Annotated in this window: 16 protein-coding genes; 9 read left to right on the top strand and 7 right to left on the bottom strand. The window is 65.8% G+C overall.

What is annotated here, in order from left to right; genetic code table 11:
• Positions 1–17: 17 nt before the first annotated feature.
• Entirely contained in the window at positions 18–1,337 is a 1,320-nt protein-coding gene (locus CEY05_RS22235; protein WP_088597180.1) for an NAD(P)/FAD-dependent oxidoreductase, read from the bottom strand.
• 92 nt (positions 1,338–1,429) lie between these two features.
• Entirely contained in the window at positions 1,430–1,831 is a 402-nt protein-coding gene (locus tag CEY05_RS22230) for a diacylglycerol kinase (RefSeq protein ID WP_088597181.1), read from the bottom strand.
• 203 nt (positions 1,832–2,034) lie between these two features.
• Here CEY05_RS22230 and CEY05_RS22225 point away from each other — a divergent pair, with 203 nt between their 5' ends.
• Both CEY05_RS22225 and CEY05_RS22220 read left to right on the top strand, forming a co-directional pair.
• Positions 2,035–2,898 (top strand): fumarylacetoacetate hydrolase family protein, encoded by an 864-nt coding sequence (locus CEY05_RS22225; RefSeq protein ID WP_088597182.1) that lies wholly within the window; start codon positions 2,035–2,037, stop codon positions 2,896–2,898.
• Between the two features lie 128 nt (positions 2,899–3,026).
• The gene (locus tag CEY05_RS22220; protein ID WP_088597183.1) at positions 3,027–4,115 is read left to right on the top strand and encodes a mandelate racemase/muconate lactonizing enzyme family protein; all 1,089 of its coding nucleotides are present in this window, start codon (positions 3,027–3,029) and stop codon (positions 4,113–4,115) included.
• Between the two features lie 2 nt (positions 4,116–4,117).
• Here the strand turns inward: CEY05_RS22220 and CEY05_RS22215 are convergent, their stop codons facing one another.
• Positions 4,118–5,029, bottom strand: a complete 912-nt coding sequence (locus CEY05_RS22215) for a YihY/virulence factor BrkB family protein (protein WP_088597184.1) — start codon at positions 5,027–5,029, stop codon at positions 4,118–4,120.
• Between the two features lie 228 nt (positions 5,030–5,257).
• On the opposite strand from CEY05_RS22215, the gene CEY05_RS22210 reads away from it, so the two are divergent.
• From CEY05_RS22210 to CEY05_RS22185, 6 genes are all read left to right on the top strand, one after another.
• A complete protein-coding gene (locus CEY05_RS22210) occupies positions 5,258–6,118 on the top strand; it encodes a hydrolase (RefSeq protein WP_088597185.1) in 861 nt (286 codons plus the stop codon).
• Between the two features lie 56 nt (positions 6,119–6,174).
• Entirely contained in the window at positions 6,175–7,119 is a 945-nt protein-coding gene (locus CEY05_RS22205; protein WP_088597186.1) for an ABC transporter permease, read from the top strand.
• Complete coding sequence (locus CEY05_RS22200) at positions 7,116–7,952, top strand: ABC transporter permease (RefSeq protein ID WP_088597187.1); 837 nt, start codon at positions 7,116–7,118, stop codon at positions 7,950–7,952. Before CEY05_RS22205 ends, CEY05_RS22200 begins: the two co-directional genes overlap by 4 nt.
• Positions 7,949–9,655 carry an ABC transporter ATP-binding protein gene (locus tag CEY05_RS22195; RefSeq protein ID WP_088597188.1) on the top strand — a complete coding sequence of 569 codons (1,707 nt, stop codon included), beginning with the start codon at positions 7,949–7,951 and terminating at the stop codon, positions 9,653–9,655. The genes CEY05_RS22200 and CEY05_RS22195 overlap by 4 nt, the downstream gene beginning before the upstream one ends.
• A 96-nt stretch (positions 9,656–9,751) precedes the next feature.
• A complete protein-coding gene (locus CEY05_RS22190; RefSeq protein ID WP_088597189.1) occupies positions 9,752–10,375 on the top strand; it encodes a GntR family transcriptional regulator in 624 nt (207 codons plus the stop codon).
• Between the two features lie 196 nt (positions 10,376–10,571).
• Complete coding sequence (locus tag CEY05_RS22185) at positions 10,572–12,128, top strand: ABC transporter substrate-binding protein (protein ID WP_088597190.1); 1,557 nt, start codon at positions 10,572–10,574, stop codon at positions 12,126–12,128.
• A 95-nt stretch (positions 12,129–12,223) separates the two neighbouring features.
• Here CEY05_RS22185 and CEY05_RS22180 read toward each other — a convergent pair whose 3' ends face one another.
• Positions 12,224–13,813 (bottom strand): ABC transporter substrate-binding protein, encoded by a 1,590-nt coding sequence (locus CEY05_RS22180; protein WP_088597690.1) that lies wholly within the window; start codon positions 13,811–13,813, stop codon positions 12,224–12,226.
• A gap of 79 nt (positions 13,814–13,892) precedes the next feature.
• A complete protein-coding gene (locus CEY05_RS22175; RefSeq protein ID WP_088597191.1) occupies positions 13,893–15,032 on the bottom strand; it encodes a C45 family peptidase in 1,140 nt (379 codons plus the stop codon).
• 371 nt (positions 15,033–15,403) lie between these two features.
• Here CEY05_RS22175 and CEY05_RS22170 point away from each other — a divergent pair, with 371 nt between their 5' ends.
• Positions 15,404–19,237: a M48 family metallopeptidase gene (locus CEY05_RS22170; RefSeq protein ID WP_143220568.1), complete on the top strand. Its 3,834-nt coding sequence runs from the start codon at positions 15,404–15,406 to the stop codon at positions 19,235–19,237.
• Here the strand turns inward: CEY05_RS22170 and CEY05_RS22165 are convergent.
• On the bottom strand, positions 19,222–20,787 hold the full coding sequence (locus tag CEY05_RS22165) for a M81 family metallopeptidase (RefSeq protein WP_088597193.1): 1,566 nt from the start codon (positions 20,785–20,787) through the stop codon (positions 19,222–19,224). The two genes, CEY05_RS22170 and CEY05_RS22165, sit on opposite strands and share 16 nt — an antisense overlap.
• The gene (locus tag CEY05_RS22160) at positions 20,787–21,797 is read right to left on the bottom strand and encodes a tripartite tricarboxylate transporter substrate binding protein (protein ID WP_088597194.1); all 1,011 of its coding nucleotides are present in this window, start codon (positions 21,795–21,797) and stop codon (positions 20,787–20,789) included. Before CEY05_RS22160 ends, CEY05_RS22165 begins: the two co-directional genes overlap by 1 nt.
• Between the last annotated feature and the right edge of the window lie 36 nt (positions 21,798–21,833).

Raw genomic sequence — 21,833 nt, 5'->3', positions numbered from 1 at the left:
TGGCTCCCGGGACGAATTCAGTGCAGCTTGACCCGCGCCCGCGTGCGCCGCATCAGCATGCGGGCCAGCGCCAGGCACAGGGTGCGCCAGATACCCAGCACCGCACGGTGGTGCATCAGGTGCAGGCTCATATACATCAGGCGTGCCAGTGTACCGCTTACGAACAGGCCGCGTCCGGCCAACTTGCCCATGAGGCTGCCGATGCCCGCGCCCTGGCCCAGGGAGACCAGCGACCCGCGATCGTGATAATGGAAGGCGTTGGCCGGCTCCGGCTGGTGGCGGATGCGACAGCTGATCTTGCGCGCCAGATAGGTGGCCTGCTGATGCGCCGCCTGGGCCCGCGCGGGCACGTTGCCATGGCCGGGCCACGGCGCCGCGGCGCAATCGCCCATCGCCAGCACGCGCGGATCCGAGGTTTCCAGCCGATCGCTCACTTCCAGCTGGCGGATGCGGTTCAGCGGCAGGTCCAGCGTCTGCAGCACGGCCGGGCCCTGGATGCCCGCGGCCCAGATGCAAAGCAGCGCGGGAAACGTGCCGCCGTCGGCCGTCTTCACGCGATTGCCGGTGACCTCGGCCACGCGCCGGCCGGTCTCGATCTTGATGCTCAGTTCGGTAAGGCGGCGGTGGGCCGCCGCCGACAGCTTTTCGGGCAAGGCCGCCAGGATGCGGTCGGCGCCTTCGATCAGGGTGATCGTCAGGTCGCGGTCCGGATCGAAACTGGGCAGGCCGTAGGCGCTCACCACCCTTCCGGCCTCATGCAGTTCCACGGCCAGTTCCACGCCGGTGGCGCCGCCGCCCACGATGACCAGGTTCAGCCGCGCGGTGGAGTCGTGCACCTTGGCCTGATCCACCTGGATCATGGCCTTGAGCATGGTGACGCGGAACTGCTCGGCGTTTTCCGTCGAGTCCAGCGTCACCGCATGCTGCGCGGCGCCTGGCGTATTGAAGAAATTCGACTGGCTGCCCAGCGCCAATACCAGGGTGTCGTAGGGCAGGGCGCGCTGCGGAATGACGGGCACGCCGTGCGCGTCCGTTACCGTGCCGATGGTGATGGTCTGCTGCGCGCGGTCGACGCTGTCCAGGCTGCCCAGCACGAAGCGGAAGCCGCACATATGGGCGATGACCAGATAGGACAGGCCTTCCTGATGAATATCCAGGGTGCCGGCGGCGACTTCATGCAGCGACGGCTTCCAGATATGGAAGGGCCGGACGTCGACCAGGGTGATGTAATCCGGCCCATGGATGCGGCCCAGTTGCGCCGCCAGTTCCAGGCCGCCCGCGCCACCTCCGACGATGACAACACGGTGGGGCGGCTGGGAATAGGTGTTCGGCGGCATGAAGCGAGTATAGACTTTGAGGTTGGCTACTCGTAAGGAAAAATTTCAATTAGCGGTGATTTCGACGGATTTCATGCCGCCGCGGCACGCTGCTAAAGCACGAAGCGCCCGACCGCGACCGCGACCCAGAGAACTACCGTAAATATCAGCAACAACATTACGGCGGCGCTGCCCAGATCCTTGGCGCGGCCGAGCAATGGGTGCATTTCCACCGACAGCGCGTCGGCCAGGGCCTCCACCGCCGAATTGAGCAGTTCGGTGACCAGCACCATGACGATGGAGAAGACCAGCAGGAAGACTTCCGCCACGGAACGGCCCAGCCAGAAGGCCGCCGGAATCATGAGGATGGCCAGCGCCAGTTCCTGGCGAAAAGCGGCTTCGTAGCGCAGCGCGGCCTTCAGGCCCTGCAGGGAATAGCGCAGGGCATTGAGGATGCGGCGCACGCCGCCGGTGCTTTTGAACGGCGAGTGCTGGGGAGTGGGCGTAGGCGTCATGGCGGATACGTCGTGAGTACGCGGGGGACCCCGCGCTTGTCGAGTCGGGCGGCCCTGGATTGCAGCCGGACCCGCATCATAACTGCCGCGGGTGGCAGCAGTGCGGTAGAGTCTGCTTCAGCTTTTACGTTTCTACCCACGGCTTGTCCTGGCTACCCGCCAGCGTGCCGTCCATTTTTTTCTCTTTGCGGAAGGCATGAACCATGAAGTTGATGCGTTACGGCGCCAAGGGCGCTGAAAAACCCGGTCTGGTGGATAGCGAAGGCCGCGTGCGCGATTTGTCCGGCGTGGTGACGGACATTACCGCGGACCTGCTGACGCCGCAGGGCCTGGCGCCGCTGGCCAAGGTCGATCCCGCCGCGTTGCCGCTGGTGGCGCAACCCGGCCGCATCGCGCTGCCCTGGGCCGGCATGGGCAAGTTCGTCTGCATCGGCCTGAATTACGCGGACCACGCCGCCGAGGCGGGTTTGGCCCTGCCGGCCGAACCCATCATTTTCATGAAGCCCATCAGCGCGGCGGTGGGCTGCAACGACGCGGTGGTGTTGCCGCGGGATTCGGTCAAGGGCGATTGGGAAGTGGAGCTGGGCGTGGTCATCGGCGCCCGCGCGCGCTATGTGTCCGAAGCGGACGCGCTCAAGCACGTGGCCGGCTATTGCGTGGTCAATGACGTGTCCGAACGGGAATACCAGATCGAGCGCGGCGGTACCTGGGACAAAGGCAAGGGCTGCGACACCTTCGGTCCCGTGGGCCCGTGGCTGGTGACCGCCGACGAAGTCGCGGATCCGCAGGCGCTGGACATGTGGCTGGACGTCAACGGCGAACGCGCGCAGACCGGGAATACGCGCACCATGATCTTCGGCGTGGCTCAGCTGGTCAGCTATGTCAGCCGCTTCATGACGCTTTACCCGGGCGATCTCATCAGCACCGGTACGCCGCCGGGCGTGGGCATGGGTGCCAAGCCGCCACGCTATCTGAAGCCGGGCGACGAGATGCGCCTGGGGGTGGCAGGGCTGGGCGAACAACGCCAGCAGGTCCATGCCTGGGATCCCGCGCTGATCGACGGCTGAGCGACGTCGTTTGCGCGTTTTCCTCCCGGGGTTCTCGCGTCATGGGTGGGCATTCTGCTTGCATCGCTTCAATGCTTATCGCGCCGGGTCTTGGTGATCCGGCGCAGCACAGGACAGGAGCACATTCCATGAGCAAAGCGCCTACCGCCGTCCGCGCACTGCGCTTCTACGAGACCCGTGTCGCGCTGGACAAGCCGTTGACCGACGCCGCCCACTCCATCCCGGCCATCGGCTTCCTGGTGGCGGAGATCGAGCTTTACAACGGCAAGACAGGGCAGGGGTATCTGCTGGCCTATCACCACTCCCACCACGCCATCCGTGGCGCGCTGCGCGACATCGAGCAGTTGGCGGTGGGCATGGATTGCGCCGCGCCCGGCCTGCTGCGCACGCGCTGCACGCGCGAGAACGCTTATTTCGGCAATGAAGGGCTGCTGCATTGGGCCCTGGGTGTGGTCAACGTGGCGCTCTGGGATTCATGGGCCCGCACGCTGGACGTGTCCATGCATCGCCTGTTCGGCACGCACTGCAACAGCATCCTGGTCTATGGCTCGGGCGGCTGGCTGTCGTACTCCGACCAGGAACTGGTGGAGCATGTCACCGACTACGCCCGCCGTGGCTATCGCGCGGTCAAGGTCAAGGTGGGATCCTCGGATATTTCGCGCGACATGGCGCGCCTGCGTAAGGTACGCCAGGCGATCGGCCCCAGCGTGCGCATCATCATGGATGCCAGCCAGGGACTGCATCGTCCGGATGCCCTGGTGCTGGCGCGCGAGGGCGAGAACCTGGGGCTGGTATGGTTCCAGCAGCCCATCGATCACCGTGATCACGATGGTTATGCCGCGCTGCGCCGCCAGACCGGCTTGCCGCTGGCCATGGGCGAGGCGGAATCGAATATCGAAGGCTTGAAGCGGCTGATTGCCTGCAACGGCATCGACATCTGGCAACCCGACCTGATCCGCCTGGGCGGCGTGGAGAACTGGCGCGCTTCGGCCGCCTACGCCGCGGCCCATCATGTGCAGATCATGCCGCACTACTACCGCGACTATGACGTGCCCTTGCTATGCGGTACGCCCAGCGGGCTGGCGGCCGAAAGCTATGACTGGATCGATGACCTGATCGACACGCCCATGCATATGGAGAACGGCAACGCCTTTCCGCGCGAGGGTCCGGGCTGGGGCTTCCGTTTCAAGGAATCGGTGCTGACGGAGATGCGCTGATATCACGCCGCGGGGCCGGTCGGCACTTGCGCCGTTTCTTCCGACTTCGATCCCAGGTGGCGCGCATATTGCCGGGTGAACACCGCGCCGAAAAAGAATATCTGCGCGGAGTAATAGATCCACAGCAACAGCGCAACCACTGAACCGGCCGCGCCGTAGGCCGACGCCACCTTGCCGCTGCCCAGGTACAGGCCAATCGCCCACTTGCCCAGGACGAACAGCGCCGCCGTCACGATGGCGCCCGGCCAGACGTCGCGCCAGGGAATGGTGACCGCCGGCAGCAGTTTGTAGATCACCGCGAACAGGGCGCTGACCACGGCGAAGGAGAACACGGTGGACAGCACCTCGGCGACCGTGGCGAAGGCTGAGTTGGCCCACAAGGCGCCGTAATAGGAATGCGCCGCCGCCAGGGCCGCGTTCACGGTCAGGGAGATCAGCAGGAACAAAGCCAGCACCAGCACCAGGCCGAAGGACAGCAGGCGGCTGCGCACCAGGCCGGGCACGCCTGACTTCTTTTTGCCGCGCACTTCCCACAATTCGTCCAGGCTTTCCTTCAATTCCGAAAAGGCCGTGGTGGCGCTGAATATCAGCACGCCCAGGGAGATGACCGTGGCAATGACGCCGCTGCCGGATTCGTGCGCGCTGGCCAGCACGATCTGGATCACCTCCGCGCCCCGGTCGCCCATCAAGTCGCGTAACTGGTCTACCAGTTCGGATCGCACGGCGTTCTCGCCGAAGAACATGCCGGCGACCGCGATCACCAGTATCAGCATGGGCGCCAGTGAAAACACCATGTACAGCGCCAGCGCCGCGCCTTTGCTGGACGCGCGGTGCTCGGACCATTGGCGTGCCGACGCCATCAACAGGCGGAGCAGGGTGGAAGGGCGGTCGCGCAGGCGGGACAGATAAGACATGGCGGATGCGGAGCGTGGAAGGCTGCAGGAAAAGGCTGCGATGGCCGGGGCTTAATAGTACTGATTGTGCGCGGCTGCAATTGGCATGCCTGCTCGCCGTGCTGACCGGGCTAGGGATTTCCCCGCTGTCGGCTTCGAAATCATGCAGATAATATTGGCGCCAATTTCTCTGGTTCTTGATTTGCCTTCGGTTTCTCCTCCCCTCGCCTCAACGCCAGACCACAAAAAATGCCGACCACGTCCCCCACCGATACCGCCGCCGCGCACGCCCGCGCCATCTACGATCTGGGCCATGGCACCATCTTCGCCGCCCGCAGCGATCCGCGCTTCAGCTACTGCACCTACGTGCCGCCCCACATCTCGGAAGCCAGGCGGCCGATGGAACTGGTGGTGGTGATGCACGGCACCGGCCGCGCCTTCGTCGAATACCGCGATGCCTTTGCCGAGTTCGCGCGCTGGAACGACTGCATCATCCTGTGCCCCTTGTTCCCGGTGGGTGTGCGGGGCGACGGCGATCGCGATGCCTTCAAGCACCTGCAGGAAGGCGAGATCCGCTATGACCACGTGCTGCTGGACATGGTCGCCGAGCTGGAAGAAAAATTCGGCTGCGACTTCAGCCGCTTCGCGCTGTTCGGCTACTCGGGCGGCGGCCAGTTCGTCAATCGCTTCGCCTTGCTGCATCCGGAACGCCTGTGGGGCGTATCCATCGGCGCACCGGGCTCGGTGACGCTGCTCGATGCGGACAAGGACTGGTGGGTGGGTACGCGCGGCATGCAGGAACGCTATGGCAAGGCGCTGGACCTGGACGCGCTGCGCCGCATGGCCGTGCATATGGTGGTGGGCAAGGCCGATCTGGAAACCTGGGAGATCACCCATCGCGAAGGCGGCAAGTACTACATGCCGGGTTGCAACGACGCCGGCCGCACGCGTCCGGAGCGCCTGAAGACCCTGCAGCATTCCTTTGAAGCCGCGGGCGTGAACGTCGAATTCGACCTGGTCGACAACGTGCCGCACGATGGCCAGAAATGCGTGGGCGTGGTGCAGGACTGGCTGGCCCGCACGCTTGAAGCCAAGCGCAACGCAACCTGATGCTGCGCTGGACCATGCCCCGGACCACTGAGCGTCGAGATTACTGAGGAGCGCGCATGCTGCGTTTTGCCCTGGCTCGCATTGCAATGGCGATCCCCACCCTGCTGATCGTGGCCGTGGCCGTGTTCGTGCTGATACGCCTGATACCCGGCGATCCGGCGCAATTGATGCTGGGCGACCTGGCCACGCCGGCCAGCCTGGCGGACCTGCGCGCCCGCCTGGGCCTGGACCAGAGCTGGACCGTGCAGTTCGGCATCTGGTTCGACAACATGCTGCATGGCGACCTGGGCAAGTCCATCACCACCGGCCAGCCGGTGCTGGCGCTGGTGTGGGACCGCTTCCTGGTCAGCGCGCAAGTGGTGCTGGCCGCCGTGGTGTTCGCCAGCCTGGTGGCCGTGCCCGCCGGCATGATCGCCGCCTGGAAGCAGAACGGCCTGCCCGACCTGCTGCTGGTGGGCACCGCCACGCTGCTGGTGTCCATTCCCACCTTCTGGGGCGGCCTGCTGCTGTTGCTGTTCTTCGGCCTGAAGCTGCAGTGGTTGCCGGTGGTGGGCTATGTTTCGGTGAGTTCGGACTGGCAGGCGGGCATCCTGTACCTGGTCATGCCCATCCTCACCCTGTTCCTGCACGAGATCGGCGTGCTGATGCGCATGGCGCGGGCCAGCACGCTGGAGGTGCTGCGGCTGGACTACATCACGCATGCGCGGGCCAAGGGCTTGTCCGAGCGCGCGGTGTTGATGCGCCATGCGTTCAAGAATGCCTTCGGTCCCACCTGGACCCTGATCGGCCTGGTGCTGGGCAATCTGCTGGGCGGCATCGCGGTGGTGGAAACCGTGTTCACCATCCCCGGCCTGGGGCGCCTGCTGGTGGACGCCATCTTCGGCCGCGATTACCCGGTGATCCAGGGCTGCCTGCTGTTCGTGGCGGTGGTGTACGTGGTGGTCAACCTGATCATCGACCTGTGTTATCCCTTCTTCGATCCCAGGGTGGCGGCGGAATGAGCGCTCCGAAAAAGAGAAGACGTATCGCGGGCAATGCCCTGCTGGGGGGCCTGATCGTAGGCCTGGTGGTGATCATGGCCGTGCTGGGCGCCGTCTGGACCCCGCACGATCCCTTGAAGATCAATTTCATCTCGCGCCTGAAAGCGCCCGGCGGCGCCTTTCTGCTGGGCACCGACGAATTCGGCCGCGACGAACTGTCGCGCCTGATGGCCGGCGCGTCGGCCAGCGTGTGGATCAGCCTGCTGACGGTGTGTTTCGCGCTGTTCGCCGGCACCGCCGTCGGACTGCTGACGGGGTTCGTGCGCGGCTGGACCGATCGCATCATCATGGCCTTCAACAATGCGCTGCTGGCCTTCCCCGGGCTGCTGCTGGCCCTGGGGCTGCTGGCGGTCGTGGGCGCCAACAAATACGGCATCGTGCTGGCCCTGGGCCTGGCGTACACGCCGTCGGTCACGCGCATCGTGCGGGGCACCGTGCTGTCCTTGCGGGAAAAGGAATTCATCGAATCCTCGCGGGTGCTGGGCAATTCGGAGCTCTACACCATGTGCCGCCACGTGCTGCCCAATTGCGTGGCGCCGCTGACGGTGCTGGCGACCTCCATGTTCGGCTGGGTGATCCTGGCGGAAAGCGCCTTGTCCTTCCTGGGCCTGGGCGTGCCGCCACCGGCGCCGACCTGGGGCAATATGCTGGCGGCCGCGCGGCCCTTCATGTCGCAGGCCACGTGGCTGTCCATCCTGCCCGGACTGTGCATCGCGCTGACGCTGCTGGGCATCAACCTGTTGGGCGACGCCGTGCGCGACCGCCTGGATCCCCGGATGCGAGCCGCCGCATGACAGACAGCCATACCGTGATTTCCGCCCGCTTGTTGAACGTGACCGGGCTTACCTTGACCATCGGACAGGGCGGCCGCGAAATCGTGCGCGACGTGTCTTTCGACATCGCGCCTGGCGAGATGGTCGGCATCGTCGGGGAATCGGGCAGCGGCAAGACACAGGCCGCGCGTGCCGTCATGGGCTTGACGCCGCCGCCGCTGGTACGCGCCGCCGGCCGCATCGAATTCGAAGGGCAGGACATCGCCAGCCTGAAGCCGGCCGCATTGCGCAAGCTGCGCGGCGCGCGCGTGGGCATGGTGTTCCAGGAACCCATGACGTCGCTGAACCCGTCCATGACCATAGGCCGGCAGCTGGATGAAGGCCTGGCCTTGCACCGGCGCGACATGAACGCGTCCGCGCGTCGCGAGCGCATCCTGGACATGCTGGCGCGCGTGGGCTTGCGCGATCCGCGCGCGGCGCTGGATGCGTGGCCGCACGAGTTCTCCGGCGGCATGCGCCAGCGCATGATGCTGGCGTCGGTGATGCTGCTGGCGCCGGCGCTGCTGATCGCCGATGAGCCCACCACCGCGCTGGACGCCGTGGTGCAGCGCGACGTGCTGGAGCTGATGGTGGGCCTGACGCGCGAACACGGCACCGCTGTGCTGATGATCAGCCACGATCTGCCCATGGTGGCACGCTACACGGAACGTGTCGTGGTCATGCGCCAGGGCGAAGTGGTCGAACGTGGCGCCACCGCCGAACTGCTCGCGCGGCCGCAACACCCCTATACCCGCAAGCTGCTGGAAGCGATGCCGCGCCGCCTGCCCGCGCGGCCGGTGGCACGCGAAACGCCCGTGGTGCGCGTCAACGACCTGGTCATCGATTATCCGGGCCATCGCCGCCTGTTCGCGCGCACCGAGGCCAAGCGCGCCCTGCACGGTCTGAACCTGGAAGTGCTGCCGCGCGAGGTGGTGGCGGTGGTGGGCGGGTCCGGCTCGGGCAAGACCACGCTGGGCCGCGCCATCGCGGGACTGCTGCGGCCGACGGCGGGGCAGATCCTGTTCCGCGGCCAGCCTGTCGGCCGGCACGATCCCGGCTGGTACGACTATCGCCTGAACTGCCAGATGGTGTTCCAGGATCCTTATTCATCCCTGGACCCGCGCATGACCGTGGGCCAGTTGGTGGGCGAAGGACTGCGCCTGGTGCGCGACATGGGCACCGCGGACAAGCGGCGGCGGGTGGCCGAAGTGCTGGCCGAAGTGGGCCTGGGCGACGAGTACGCGGGCCGTTATCCGCATGAACTGTCGGGCGGGCAGCGCCAGCGCGTGGCCATTGCGCGCGCCATCGTGCGCCGGCCCACCTTCGTCATCGCGGATGAGCCGGTCTCGGCCCTGGACGTGACGGTGCGGGCGCAGGTGCTGGAACTGTTCGCGGACCTGCAGCGCCGCCATGGTTTCTGCTGCCTGTTCATCAGCCATGACCTGGGCGTGGTGGAGCAGGTCGCGGACCGTGTCATCGTGATGCAGGACGGCGCCATCGTCGAGGAAGGCACGCGCGACCAGATCTTCGATGCACCCGCCGACCCCTACACCCGCAAGCTGCTATCGGCCATTCCCGCCCTGGAATCGACCACGAACGGCGGCGTGCGCTTGAAGTGGCGCTTCGATGAACCGGCCGCGGCAACGTCCGCCTTCGCGTCCGCGCCTGTCATCGCGCCAGCGTAAAAAGAGAGGCACGAGCTTATGGCTGGAATGGCAGGCCGGGCGTGACTGCCGCAGCGATAAAATCACCGCCATTCGTCAATCATCGTCCATTCAACCATGCGTAAATCGAACACCGGTGTCGAAATATCCCTGGCCGACCGACTGGCCCGGGATATTCAGTCCGGCGTCTTCGGCACCGGCGCCTGGCTCAAGCAGATCGACCTGCAGGAGCGCTATGACGCCAAGCGCCTGGAGGTGCGGCGCGCGCTCGACCATCTGACGCAGCGGCGTGTCATCCAGCACGTGCCCAACCGGGGCTATCACGTGTACGCGGTCGACGTCGACCAGCAGAACCACATCCGCGACATCCGCGTGCTGCTGGAAGTGGGTGCCGCCGCCGACCTGATGCCCAACGTCACCGATGCCCGGGTGGCGCGCATGCGTGCCCTGGCGGAACGGTTCGCCAGCCTGCTGTTGAACGGCACGCTGCTGGAGCAGTACGAGGTCAACCTGGAATTCCACGCCACGCTCTACGACATGTGCAGCAACCGCGAGCTGGTGTCCCTGATCCACGACATGCGCGGCCGCGCGGTGGCGGCGCCCGCCACGCAATGGATGACGCGCGCGCGCATCGAGAAGTCCGTCGGCGAGCATTTCGAGATCGTCGCGGCGCTGGAAGCACGCGACGTGGCGCGCCTGCAGCGCATCATCGGCGAGCACGTGCACCAGGTCATGTCCTGAAGCGGCCGCGGCGCCCCCTACCTTGCGCGCGGGACGCCGGCGCCACCTTCAGGGAAAGCCCGGGGTGACGGCCCCGGTCCGGCTACTCATAATGGAAAATTGGCGCCAATATTTGCAGCGGTCAGTTTGCAGCTATCGATCCAGCTCTCGCCGCGGGATTGCGCGGCGCCGTCACCGGCATCCAGGAGTTCCGTCCATGAAAATCCGTCCGCCCGCCCACGCCGCGCTGTTCTGCGCGGCCCTGCTGGCCAGTGCTGTCGCGCAGGCGTCGTCCTACGTCATTTCCGAGCCCGCCGACATCCGCTCCACCAACCCGGGCGTGAATCGTGACGACACCACCGACGGCGTGGTGCTGAACATGGTCGAAGGCCTGGTGGGCTATCGCGACAACGGCAGCGTGGCACCGTTGCTGGCGCAGTCGGTGGACGTGTCGGCGGATGGCATGACCTATACCTTCAAGCTGCGCCAGGGCGTCAAGTTCCATAACGGCGCGGCGCTGACCTCGGCGGATGTCTTGTGGAGCTGGCAGCGCTACATGGATCCTAAGACCGACTGGCGCTGCCGCAGCGAGTTCGACGGCCGCAACGGCCTGAAAGTCGAGGACGTCAGCGCGCCCGACGCGCAGACCGTCGTCTTCAAGCTGAATCACAAATCGGCCGTGTTCCTGGACACGCTGGCCCGCACCGATTGCGGCATGACGGGCATCCTGAACAAGGACTCGGTCAAGGCCGACGGCAGCTGGGACAAGCCCGTAGGCACGGGCCCCTTCATGTTCGGTGAATGGAAGCGGGGCGAATACGTATTGCTCAAGGCTTTCAAGGATTACGTCTCGCCGCCCGGCGACAAGGAAGACGGCTATGTCGGCAAGAAGCAGCCGCTGGCCGACGAGGTCAAGTTCCTGGTGGTGCCGGATGCTTCCACCGTGAAGACCGGCCTGCTGTCGGGGGCCATCGACGCGGGCCAGGTGCCGTATACCGACGTGGCGGACCTGAAGAACAATGCGCGCGTGTCGGTGCTGGTGGCGCGCGACGCGGCCAAGCATACCTTGCTGTTCCAGACGCGCGATCCCGTGCTGAAGAACGTCAAGCTGCGCCAGGCCATCGTGGCGTCGCTGGACATTCCGCAGATCGTGCAGGCGGCCACCGAGAACCTGGGCGTGGTGAACAACTCCGCCGTGTCGGCCGGCTCGGCTTTCTACGATGATACCCAGAAGAAGGGCTGGAAATACGATCCGGCGCTGGCGCAGAAGCTGTTGAAGGAATCCGGCTACAAGGGCGAGAAAATCGTCATCTACGCCAACAAGCGCGCGCATGTGCCCAGCTATCAGGTGGCGGTGATGGCGCAGGCCATGATGCAGGCGGTGGGCATCAACGCGCAGATCGAAGTGCTGGAGTGGGCCACGCAGCTGGACCGCTACAACACCGGCAACTACCAGATGAGTTCCTTCAGCTATTCCTCGCGCCTGGATCCGGCCTTGAGCTATGAGCAATTCTCCGGCGACAAGGACAAGCAGCCGCGCAAGGTGTGGGAGGATCCGGAGGCCTTGAAGCTGATCGACGCCAGCTTCTCCGAACTGGACGACGCCAAGCGCCAGGCCTTGTTCGACCAGCTGCACACCAGGCTGCTGGAGCAGGTGCCCGTGATACTGCTGTCCAACGGCAACCAGCCCTGGGGCGTGAGCAAGCGCCTGCAAGGCTTCGGCGTATGGGAAGGCAAGCCGCAGGCATGGGGCACGAAGGTGATGGAGAAATAGCGCGATCGGTCCATCGGATATAAACAGGGCTCGGTTCCATGAACCGAGCCCTGTTGTCATATCGATGCCGATGCACGCAGGCAGCGTGTGCCGGCCTATTCGGTCTTGCTGACTTCCCACACGCGCGCCTGCTTCACCGCCCAGGGCGTATACCCCTTGACGTTGTCGCGGAAGGCACCGATGTCCATGCTGTTGTAGAGCGGTATCGACGGCACGTCGGCGATGAACATTTTGTGCAGCGTGTCGAAGGTCTGCTGGCGCCTGGCCTGGTCGGTTTCCACCATGACGCTGGCCAACAGCTCCTGCGCCTTGGCGTTGTCCCACACCTTGCGCGGCTGGGTTTTCTTGTCGCCGGTCAGCATCTCGAAATTCAGGCTGGGGTCCAGGCGCGCGGAGTAGGGGAACGACATCATCTGGTACTTGCCCGCGTTGTAGCGGTCCAGTTGCGACGCCCATTCCATGACGTCCAGGCGCACGTTGATGCCCACCGCCTGCAACATGGCCTGCATGATGACCGCGGCGCTATAGGTCTGCGGATAACGCTTGTTGGTCATCATGACCAGTTCCTGGCCCTTGTAGCCGGATTCCTTCAACAGCTTCTGCGCCAGCGCCGGATCGTAGTTCCAACCCTGCTTTTCGGCGGCGCCATAGAAGGGCGACACGGCGGGGACGACGGAGTTATTGGGCGCCTTCATCAGACCTTCGCTGACCGCCTCCGACAGCTGGCCGTAATCGATGGCGTGGGCGATGGCCTGGCGCAGCTTCGGGTTGGACAGCAGCGGATCTTCCGTCTGGATCAGCAAGGCCGTCAGGCTCATCACGGGCGCGTACGCCACCTTGATGTGCGGCGTCGACTGCATGGGCTTGACGTCCGAATAGGACAGGTCCTGGATGATGTCGATGCTGCCGCTTTGCAGCGCCGCCTTCGCGGTCGAATCGTCCGGCACGATGACGAAGCGGGCTTCGTCCACCAGCGGCCGTTTGGAACCGGTGAAGCCGTCGATGCCGCCGCCGCGATTGGCGTAGTCGGGATTCTTCAGCAGGCTGATGTATTCGCCGCGCTTCCATTCCCCCAACTTGAAAGGCCCGGTGCCTATGGGCTTGTCCCAGCTGCCGTCGGCCTTCAGCGAGTCCTTGTGGATGACGCCCGTATCACCGCAATCGGTGCGTGCCAGTGAAGCCAGGAACAAGCCGTTGGGTTTGTCCAGGTGATACACCACGGTCCGCGCGTCGGGCGCTTCCACCGACAGCACCTTGGCCACGCCACGGCCGTCGTACTCGCCCAGGCAGCGCCAGCCTGTCTTGGGATTCATGTAGAAGTTCCAGCTCCACAGCACATCCTGTGCGGTCAGGGGCGCGCCGTTGTGGAACTTGACGCCCTCGCGCAGCTTGAAGGTGTAGGTCTTGCCGTCCGGGCTGATGTCCACCGATTCGGCCAGCAGGGGTTTCACCTCGGCGTGCTCGCCAAAGGCCACCAGCCCTTCGACCATGTGGGACGTGACGATGTCGCTGTTGGCATCGCGGTTGACCCCCGGCTCGGTCGAGCGGATGTCGGCGGTCATGGCGATGCGCAAGGGCGTCGCGGCCTGGGCGGCGGTGGCTGCCAGGCTGCCCGCCAGGGCTCCTGCCAGAAGGAAGCCGCCCGCCACTACGCGGCGCGAATAGGATGATTGCCGTAACTTCATGGAGTACGCCCCTTGTTCGTTTTGCATTCGTTCTACTGTCTGGCTGTTCCTGGCCATGGCGCCAGGTTTGCCCGCGTTTTCATTTTTCGTAGGTGAAGACTTCCGGCTCGGCATCCAGGCTGTAGCGCGTGAACGTGCGGTTCAAGGCGGGCAGGGGCGCGACTTCCATCTCACCCACGGCGGGCTCCATGATGACCATGGCGACGCTGGCGGACAGGTTGTCGTGGCTGCCGGGACGCGGCGGCCGGCATACCGAATACGGCGAACCGAAATCGTCGAAGAAGGCGTCGCGCATGTCGTCGCGCGTCAGCTTGTCGCTGGCATTCAGGCGGCGCCGCACACGCCAGTCTCGGTACTGGCTTTCCGGTGTGCTGGCGCGGCCGGTGTCGCGCAGCTTCACCAGGGCTACTTCGCTGACCCAATGATTGGCATGCACGATCAGGTCGTCGCTACCGGGGTAGATGGGAAAGGCTTCGTCGGTGGTGCATTCGAAATCAATGCCGAAGCCTTCGGCCATGCCCAGCATGATGTTGTTGGAGCAGGACTTGGGCGTGGCCGCGACGGCCTTGAGCGCCAGGGCGAAGTGCTGCTGCTCCAGTACCTTGCGGCGGATCAGCGCCAGCGGTACGCCCAGTTGCTTGAAGTCGCGGTCCGACTCCAGGTAGTTGGCGGTGATCGATACGCCCGCGCTGTTCAGGCCGCTGCGCGCCAGGCCGCCCGCTTCGACGAACGTCAGCATGTCGGGCCCGTCGTCCTGGCGGATGCGCAGCACGATGGCGGTTTCCGCGCATTCCGCGCGCCAGTCCCAGTTCTGGCCGTGAATCAGGTTGCCCGTGGCCGACCGGGTCGGCAGGATCAGGGCGCCGGTGCAGCCGTCGCCAGGCTCCAGTTCGGCCGCCTTGTTCTTTTCGGCGCGCGCCTTGGCCACCACCTCGGTGCGCGCGTTGATCATGATGATGTCTTCCAGCGTCACGCCGGCGCCCTCGGCGATGCCGCGCATCTCTTCAAGGTAGTGCGGGGCGAAATCCTCGATTTCCTTGGCGAAGGCGTTGATCAGGCGGGAACGGGCCGGACCGTCGTAACCCAGGCTCACCAGGGTCTGGCCGTACATGGCCACGCTCTTGCGCACGCGGTCAGCGGCGATCTGTCCGTGTTGCTTGCCCCGCACTTGCGGTTTGCCGGAAACGGAAACAAAAGGAAATTGCTGCGGAGAGGTCATCGAGCCGTCCTGCGCCTGCGCGACAGAGTTGAAAGTAAGGGAAAGAGAAGTGAAAGCAGGTCTGCCGCGATGCGTCGAAGGCGACCCGTTACGTGCAAAAAGGCTGGAAAAAATTCTAAACCAAATTGGCGCCAAAAAATAAAGGGTTTCCCCGACCTCTGTACGAGTGCAAGGAATGTGATTCCAACTCTTACATAGAATGTTTCAGATTGTCGCAAACCGCCCGTCGCCTGCGCCTACGATTCGGGCGCCCCGCGTTGCGGCCAGCAAGTCACCGCCGCGGGATCCAACCCACAAAACCCGCGCCGGCTCTCCAAGCCGGCACAAGGCTGCTTCCCCCCGGAAACGGCCCTATATGACGGAACTTGCTCGTGTCTACCCTACCCGACTCGCTGCCGCCTGGCTTCCCCGCGACCTCAGCGCCCCCGCGCGCGACCAGCGCCTATCGCAACCGTGCCTGGGTCGCCGTTGGCGGCCTGCTGGTGTTCATGGCGCTCTACCTGGGACTGGCCGGCTGGCTGGTCTACACCGCCTATCGCATGATCGCGGGCGCTGTCACTTCGACCGGCGACACCGCTTTCCTGGGCTTTGCGATCGGCACCGCCGCGGCGTTCCTGGCCGCCTTCATGCTGAAGGGCCTGTTCTTCGTCAAGCGCGGCAGCGACGACGATGAATATGAAATCAAGGCCGATACGCAGCCGGAACTGTTCACCTTCCTGCACGCGATGGCCGATGCCGCCGGCGCGCCGCGGCCGCACCGGGTGTTCCTGTCATCGCGCGTGAACGCGTCGGTGTCCTACGACCTGTCCATCCTGAATCTGTTGCTGCCCTCGCGCAAGAACCTGGAGATCGGCCTGGGCCTGGTCAACGTGCTCAGCCTGGCCGAACTGCGCGCCGTGCTGGCGCACGAATTCGGCCACTTCGCCCAGCGTTCGATGGCAGTGGGTCGCTGGGTCTACGTGGCGCAGCAGATCGCCGGCCACCTGGTGGCGCGGCGCGACCGTTTCGATCGCTTCCTGCAATCCATTTCCCGCTCGGACTTCCGCATCGCGTGGGTAGGCTGGCTGATCAGCCTGATCGTCTGGGCCATTCGTGCGCTGGTCGATTCCGCGTTTCGCGTCGTGGTGATCATGCAGCGCGCCCTGTCGCGCGAAATGGAATTGAACGCCGACCTGGTCGCGGTGCATCTGACCGGCAGCGATGCCCTGGTACATGCCCTGCATCGCCTGCAGGCCGCCGACGACTCCTGGGACCGCGCCCTGCGCTTCGCCTTCAACGAGAAAGGCGATGGCCATGCGCCGGCCGACATCTTCGCCGTGCAGACCCGCATCCTCGGCCACATGCGCCGCATCCTCAACGATCCAACGTATGGCATCGTCGCGCCCGTGCCCGCCGACAACCCGGCCGCGTACCGGGTATTCAAGGCGGGCCTGGCGCAGCCGCCGCGCATGTGGCTGACGCACCCGCTGAACCACGAGCGTGAAGCCAACGCCAAGGCCAACTATGTGCCGTCGCCGGTGGAAGAGGGCAGTGCGTGGGACTTGTTCCGCGACGTCGACACCCTGCGCCTGCGGCTGACGGAAGTGACGCTGGGGCCCAAGGAGAAGGACGCGGGCGAGCCGGAAGCCCTGGACGTCACCCTGCAGCGCGTGGACGAACAATTCAACCGCGAGTATTTGGACAGCCGTTATCGCGGCGTCTACTTCGGCCGTTCGCCCGTGCGTCACACGGCCGAAGCCGGCGGGCTGTTCAACCCCGCGGCGTCCGCCGATCCCGCCCTGCACGCCACCTTTTATCCGGCCAGCCTGACGCAGGATATGGAAGAACTGCGCGCGCTGGAACTGGACGTGGATCAGTTGCGCGGCCTCAGCGAAGGCGACCTCAAGGTCGACGGCAACAAGATCCGCCATCGCGGCGGCGAAGCCTCGATGTCGGAGCTGCCGTCGCTGCTGACGGCCACGCAACGGGCGCTGGAGGCCGTGCGCGGCCGCCTGCGTGACCATGACTTTGCCTGCCGCAGCTGGCACCTGGCCGCGGCGCGCGGCGCCGGTCCGGAGTGGGCCACGTATCTGGAAGGCGTGCTGCGGGCCCTGCATTTCGCCGATCATGCCGAAGCCAATCTGCGTGACGCCAACGGCGCGTTCCAAAGCTGGATTTCGGTGGAGACTGCTGCCCGCCGCGTCAGCAGCGGTGGCCGGAAGCGCGTTCTCGCCGCGGCCCAGGACCTGTTCGCGACCCTGGAGCAGACCTACGCCAAGGCCGCCGAGGTACAACTGAATCCGCGCCTGGCCGCGGCCACCGGCATCGAAGACTTTCCCAAGGAACTGGGCAAGTTCGAACTGACCCAGCCCACCACCAAAAACCTGGGCAGCTGGATCGATGTGATCGACGGTTGGGTCAATACGGCCACCGGCATGCTGGGCGCTTTGCGCAGCCGGGCCCTGGACGAACTCCTGCGCACGGAGGCGGGCGTCGCCGCGCACGCCCTGCAGCAAACTCCGCTCGATGCGGCGGAAACGCCGCCGCGCGTGCCGCTGTCCTACACGGCCCTGTTGCCGGGCCAGGAGCGCCAGCGCCAGACCAAGTTGAATTGGTGGAGCCGCTTCCTCGTTGCCGACGGTATGTTCCCGTCGCTGCTGCGGCTGGCGGTGGCCGCTTCCATCGTCGCGGCGGTGCTGGGTATCAGCAGCTTCATCGGCAATGCCACCTTGACCGTCTATAACGGCCTGGGCCAGCCGGTGGTGGTCAACGTGGCCAACAAATTCAGCCTGCAGGTAGCAGCGCATGGTTACGCCAGCCACGATCTGGCTTCCGGCGCTACTTATACGGTGGAGACCCGTACGCTGAAGGGCGAAGTGATCGAGTCCTTCAACGGCGATGCCAACAATCGCTTCGCCCACGTCGTCTACAACGTGGCCGGCGCCAGCCCGCTGGTCGAGTGGACCGCCACGTATGGCAATGCCACCCAGCGGCCGCCGGTGCACCATGGCGCGCCGCGCTGGAGCACCATCAACGTCGATTACCTGTTCCGCGAGCCGCCCGATTCGGTCAAGACCAAGGGCGGTGGTGCCACGCGCACCGCGCTTGAAGGCGGTGGTGACGGCGGCCCTGACGATCTCTTGCGCCCGGTGGACTCCAAGGAAGAGCGCGACGCAATGATTTTGGCGCATGCCCGCTGGGAGCCGCTGGACAATCCGAATGCCGCGCAGTGGCTGATGGCCGCCTCCGGGCTGGAGGGCTTCGACGTCTTGTTGACGCAGCGTTTGCGCGCCGCGCCCAAGGACGTGCTGCTGAACCGCCTGCTGCAGGATTCGACGACCGGGGCCAAGCACGAAAGTGTGTGCATGACTATGACGAGGCAGGCCCAGGACAATCCGTCGGACGCCGACGCGCAATACCTGGCGGCGCGCTGCCTGCCGGAATCTCCAGCCAAGGATCAGGCCTTCGTCGACGGCAACAAGCGTTGGCCGCAGAACGCATGGTTCGCCTATGCGTCAGGCTATATCGCCGCCATGAAGGGCGATTGGGCGACGGCGCAACCGCGCATGCTGGCGGGCTATGAGCGCCTGCCGATGCTGCAGTCCGGTGTCGCGCTGGACCTGGCTCGCGTCATGCGCGCCGCGGGCCGGCCGGACCCCTTCAAGATGGAGCAGTTTGCCAGCCATTCGCGCCAGTTGTCCGTCATGCGCACGTTGGAGAGCGGCCAGGGCCTGCAGCAACGGCCCGATCTGCAGGCGTTCTCGGCCCTGGCGCAGGGCCACCTGGACACCGCCGTGTATCTGGCGCATCAGAAGCCCGCGACCGAAGCGCACGTGCTGCGCCTGGTCGGGGCGTCCGACGGCGCATCGCAAGAGGCGGTCGACCGCGCGCTGGGGTTACCATCGGACCAGGGGTTGGACGAGGACACTTTCTGGACCAGCATCGCCCTGGCCGCGCGTGCCAGGCGCGACTATTCACACCTGATGCTGCGTATGCCGGACGATCTGCAACGCTACAAGCCGGCGATGACCGGCTTCCTGGAAGCCTTGCAGCAGAAGCGTCCGGCCGCCGTGGCGGAACAGAACCTGGACGGCGTGCCGCCGGCGCTGCGTGGCCAGGCCTATGCCATGGCCACGGTGCTGCTGGGCAAGGACACCCCGCCGGCCTGGCGCCGTGGCGCGAACACGCTGCTGTTCGCGCAGGAACGGCCTTACTTCAAGGGCTGATCGACGGGGCCTGCCACCAGCGCGGGGTAACCCGCGCTGACATGCGCATTGCGGAACGGCAACTGCGACAAGTCCAGGCAGGCCGGTCCGGGCGCATCGCAGTCGATGATGCGCACGCAGCGTTGGGCAAAGGCGGCACGGAAGTGATTCTTGGCCTTCACGCATAGCAGGCGCAGGGTGTCCAGATCGATGCCGTGCAAGGCGTAGAAGGCCGGATCGTCGGCCGCCACCACCCGTTCGGTGACGATGATGCTCAGCCTGGGCAGATCCCGCAGCGCCAGCACGGCGCTGTTGCCGCAACTGCGCTCGACGCCAGTCTGCATGGGACCCGTGTTGCGGTAGCGTCCGTCGGTGATCCGTTCGACGATGACGCGCACCGGCACGGGCTCGCCGAACTGCTTGCCATGACGGCCGCCCAATGCGACATCCACGGTGCCGCCCACGCCGGCTTGCCGCGCGAGGGCCACCACGCCCGCATCCGCGAAGCTGGCGAACAACGCCGATACCGAAGGCCGCGCCGCGCATAGCGCGGCGAACAGGCCGGGCGTGTCGCCGCCACCGCCCGACATGGGGTTGTCACCGGAGTCGGTGACGGCGATCAGGCCCGGCGCCTCGATGGCCAAGGCCTCGGCCAACGCCGCCTGGGGCGAGGGCAACGTCATGATGAACTGGGGAAAGCATGCGCGGACGCGATCGTGCACCGCGCGCGCGGCTGCCTTGGCCTGCGCGCCCTGCGGATCTTGCGCGGCGTCGCTGATGGCGAAGATCGAGGCGCCAGTGGCTGCCGTGTCCGAATACGGAAAGCCGCCGAAGACCAGTACGTCCAGCACCGCACCCGTGATCTGCGCGAGCGCCGCCTGTTCCAGTTCATGCATGGGACCCGCGGCCGTGCGCATATTGATGCTGGGTAGCACGACGCCTTCGTTGACCAGCACCCGGTGGGTTTTCAGACCCTCGTCGACGCAACGCAACAGGCCACGCAAGACCCGATCGGCGGCCTGGTCCATGTCGACGTGCGGATGGGTGCGATAGACCGCCGCGACATCCAGCACGTCGGCCCAGGCGGGCGGCATATTGCCGTGCAGGTCGAAGCTCGCGCCCAGCGGAACATCGGGCAGCAGCGCGCGCACCATGCGAGCGATGTCCAGTTCCGGCGTTTCCCGCGTGGGCGTGATGGCGGCACCGTGCAGGGACAGGTAGACCGCGTCCCAGCGGGGCGGTGATTGCGGTGCCCGGTCCGAGCCCGGATCCGCCCCCCCGTTCAAACCTTCGTGCAGCTCCTGCGTCAGGCGCGTGATGACATCGTCGGCGATGGGTCCCGCTGGCAAGGCCGAGGCGCAGCGCAACACCACCACCTCCCAATCCGGATGCGCCGCCGCGAAGCGCGCCACCGCGCCCAGCTCGGTTGCCGTGCCGTCCATGGTCTCCAGGACCTGGGGGCCGGACTGCCATTCGTACTGCTCGAATTGAGCCATGGTCGCCGGCACGGGGCAGAAGGCATTGCCTTCGAACCACAGCCGAGCGACCGCCAGGCGTTTGCGTTGCCCCATCAGTCCTGCTCCTTCGAATTGGGCAGCAGCTTGCGGTAGCGTTCCTGTTCCGCGCCGATCTGCCGCGCCAGCTTGTCGGGCGGCCCTCCTACGGGGATCGCACCGAGGGATTGGAATTTATCGCGCATGGCTGGCTCGCCGATGATGGCGTTTACCTCGGTGTTCAGCTTCTGCACCACGGCGGTGGGTGTTCCTGCCGGTGCGACGACAGCGAACCAGGAAAGTACGGCATAGCCGGGCACGGTGGCCCCCACCGGCTGGACGCCGGGCAACACGTCCTGCGCTTTCTCGCTGGTCACGCCCAATGCCACTTCCTTGCCCGACTTGATGTAGCCCAGCGCGGTGGGCAGGTTGTCTCCCGCCAGCTCGACATGGCCGGCGATGAGATCCGCCGACACCTGGGACGCGCCCTTGAAGGGCACGTGGACGATGTCGACGCCTGTCATCTGCTTGAGCACCTCCAGCTCGATATGCGCGGTGCTGCCGACGCCGGGTGACGCCCAGTTGAGCTTGCCGGGATGGGCCTTGGCATAGTCGATCAGGTCGCGCATGTTCTTCAGTCCCGTGCCGGGATAGGCCAGGATCACATTGGGCACATCGGCCACATAGGCCACCGGCGCGAAATCCTTCTCCGGATCGAAGTTCAGGCGCTTGTAGATGTTGGCATTGATGGCCAGCGGTCCGGGCGTTGCCAGCAGCAGGGTATAGCCGTCCGGTGCCGCGTGCGCCACCATGGCGGCGCCGATATTCGCGCCGGCGCCGGGTTTGTTCTCGACGATGACGCTCTGATTCAGGCGCTTGGTCAGTCCCTCGGCGACCAGGCGCGCCAGCACGTCGGTGGTGCCGCCCGGGGCGAAGGGAACGATCAGCTGGATCGGCCGGGATGGCCAGGGGTCCGCTGCGTGGGCGGGACCGGCGACGGCGGCGACCGCCAGGGCGCAGAGCGCCAGAAAGCGCCGCGCCGGGAGGCGAGACGGCGCGGTGGGGGAGTCGGAATGCTGGATGGCCATGAAGAGGATTACCCCTTGATCATTTGATTCATTTGT

This window comes from Achromobacter sp. HZ34, from assembly GCF_002209485.1.
Lineage (GTDB): Bacteria > Pseudomonadota > Gammaproteobacteria > Burkholderiales > Burkholderiaceae_B > Bordetella_C.
This window is presented reverse-complemented; position numbering and strand designations above follow the sequence as displayed.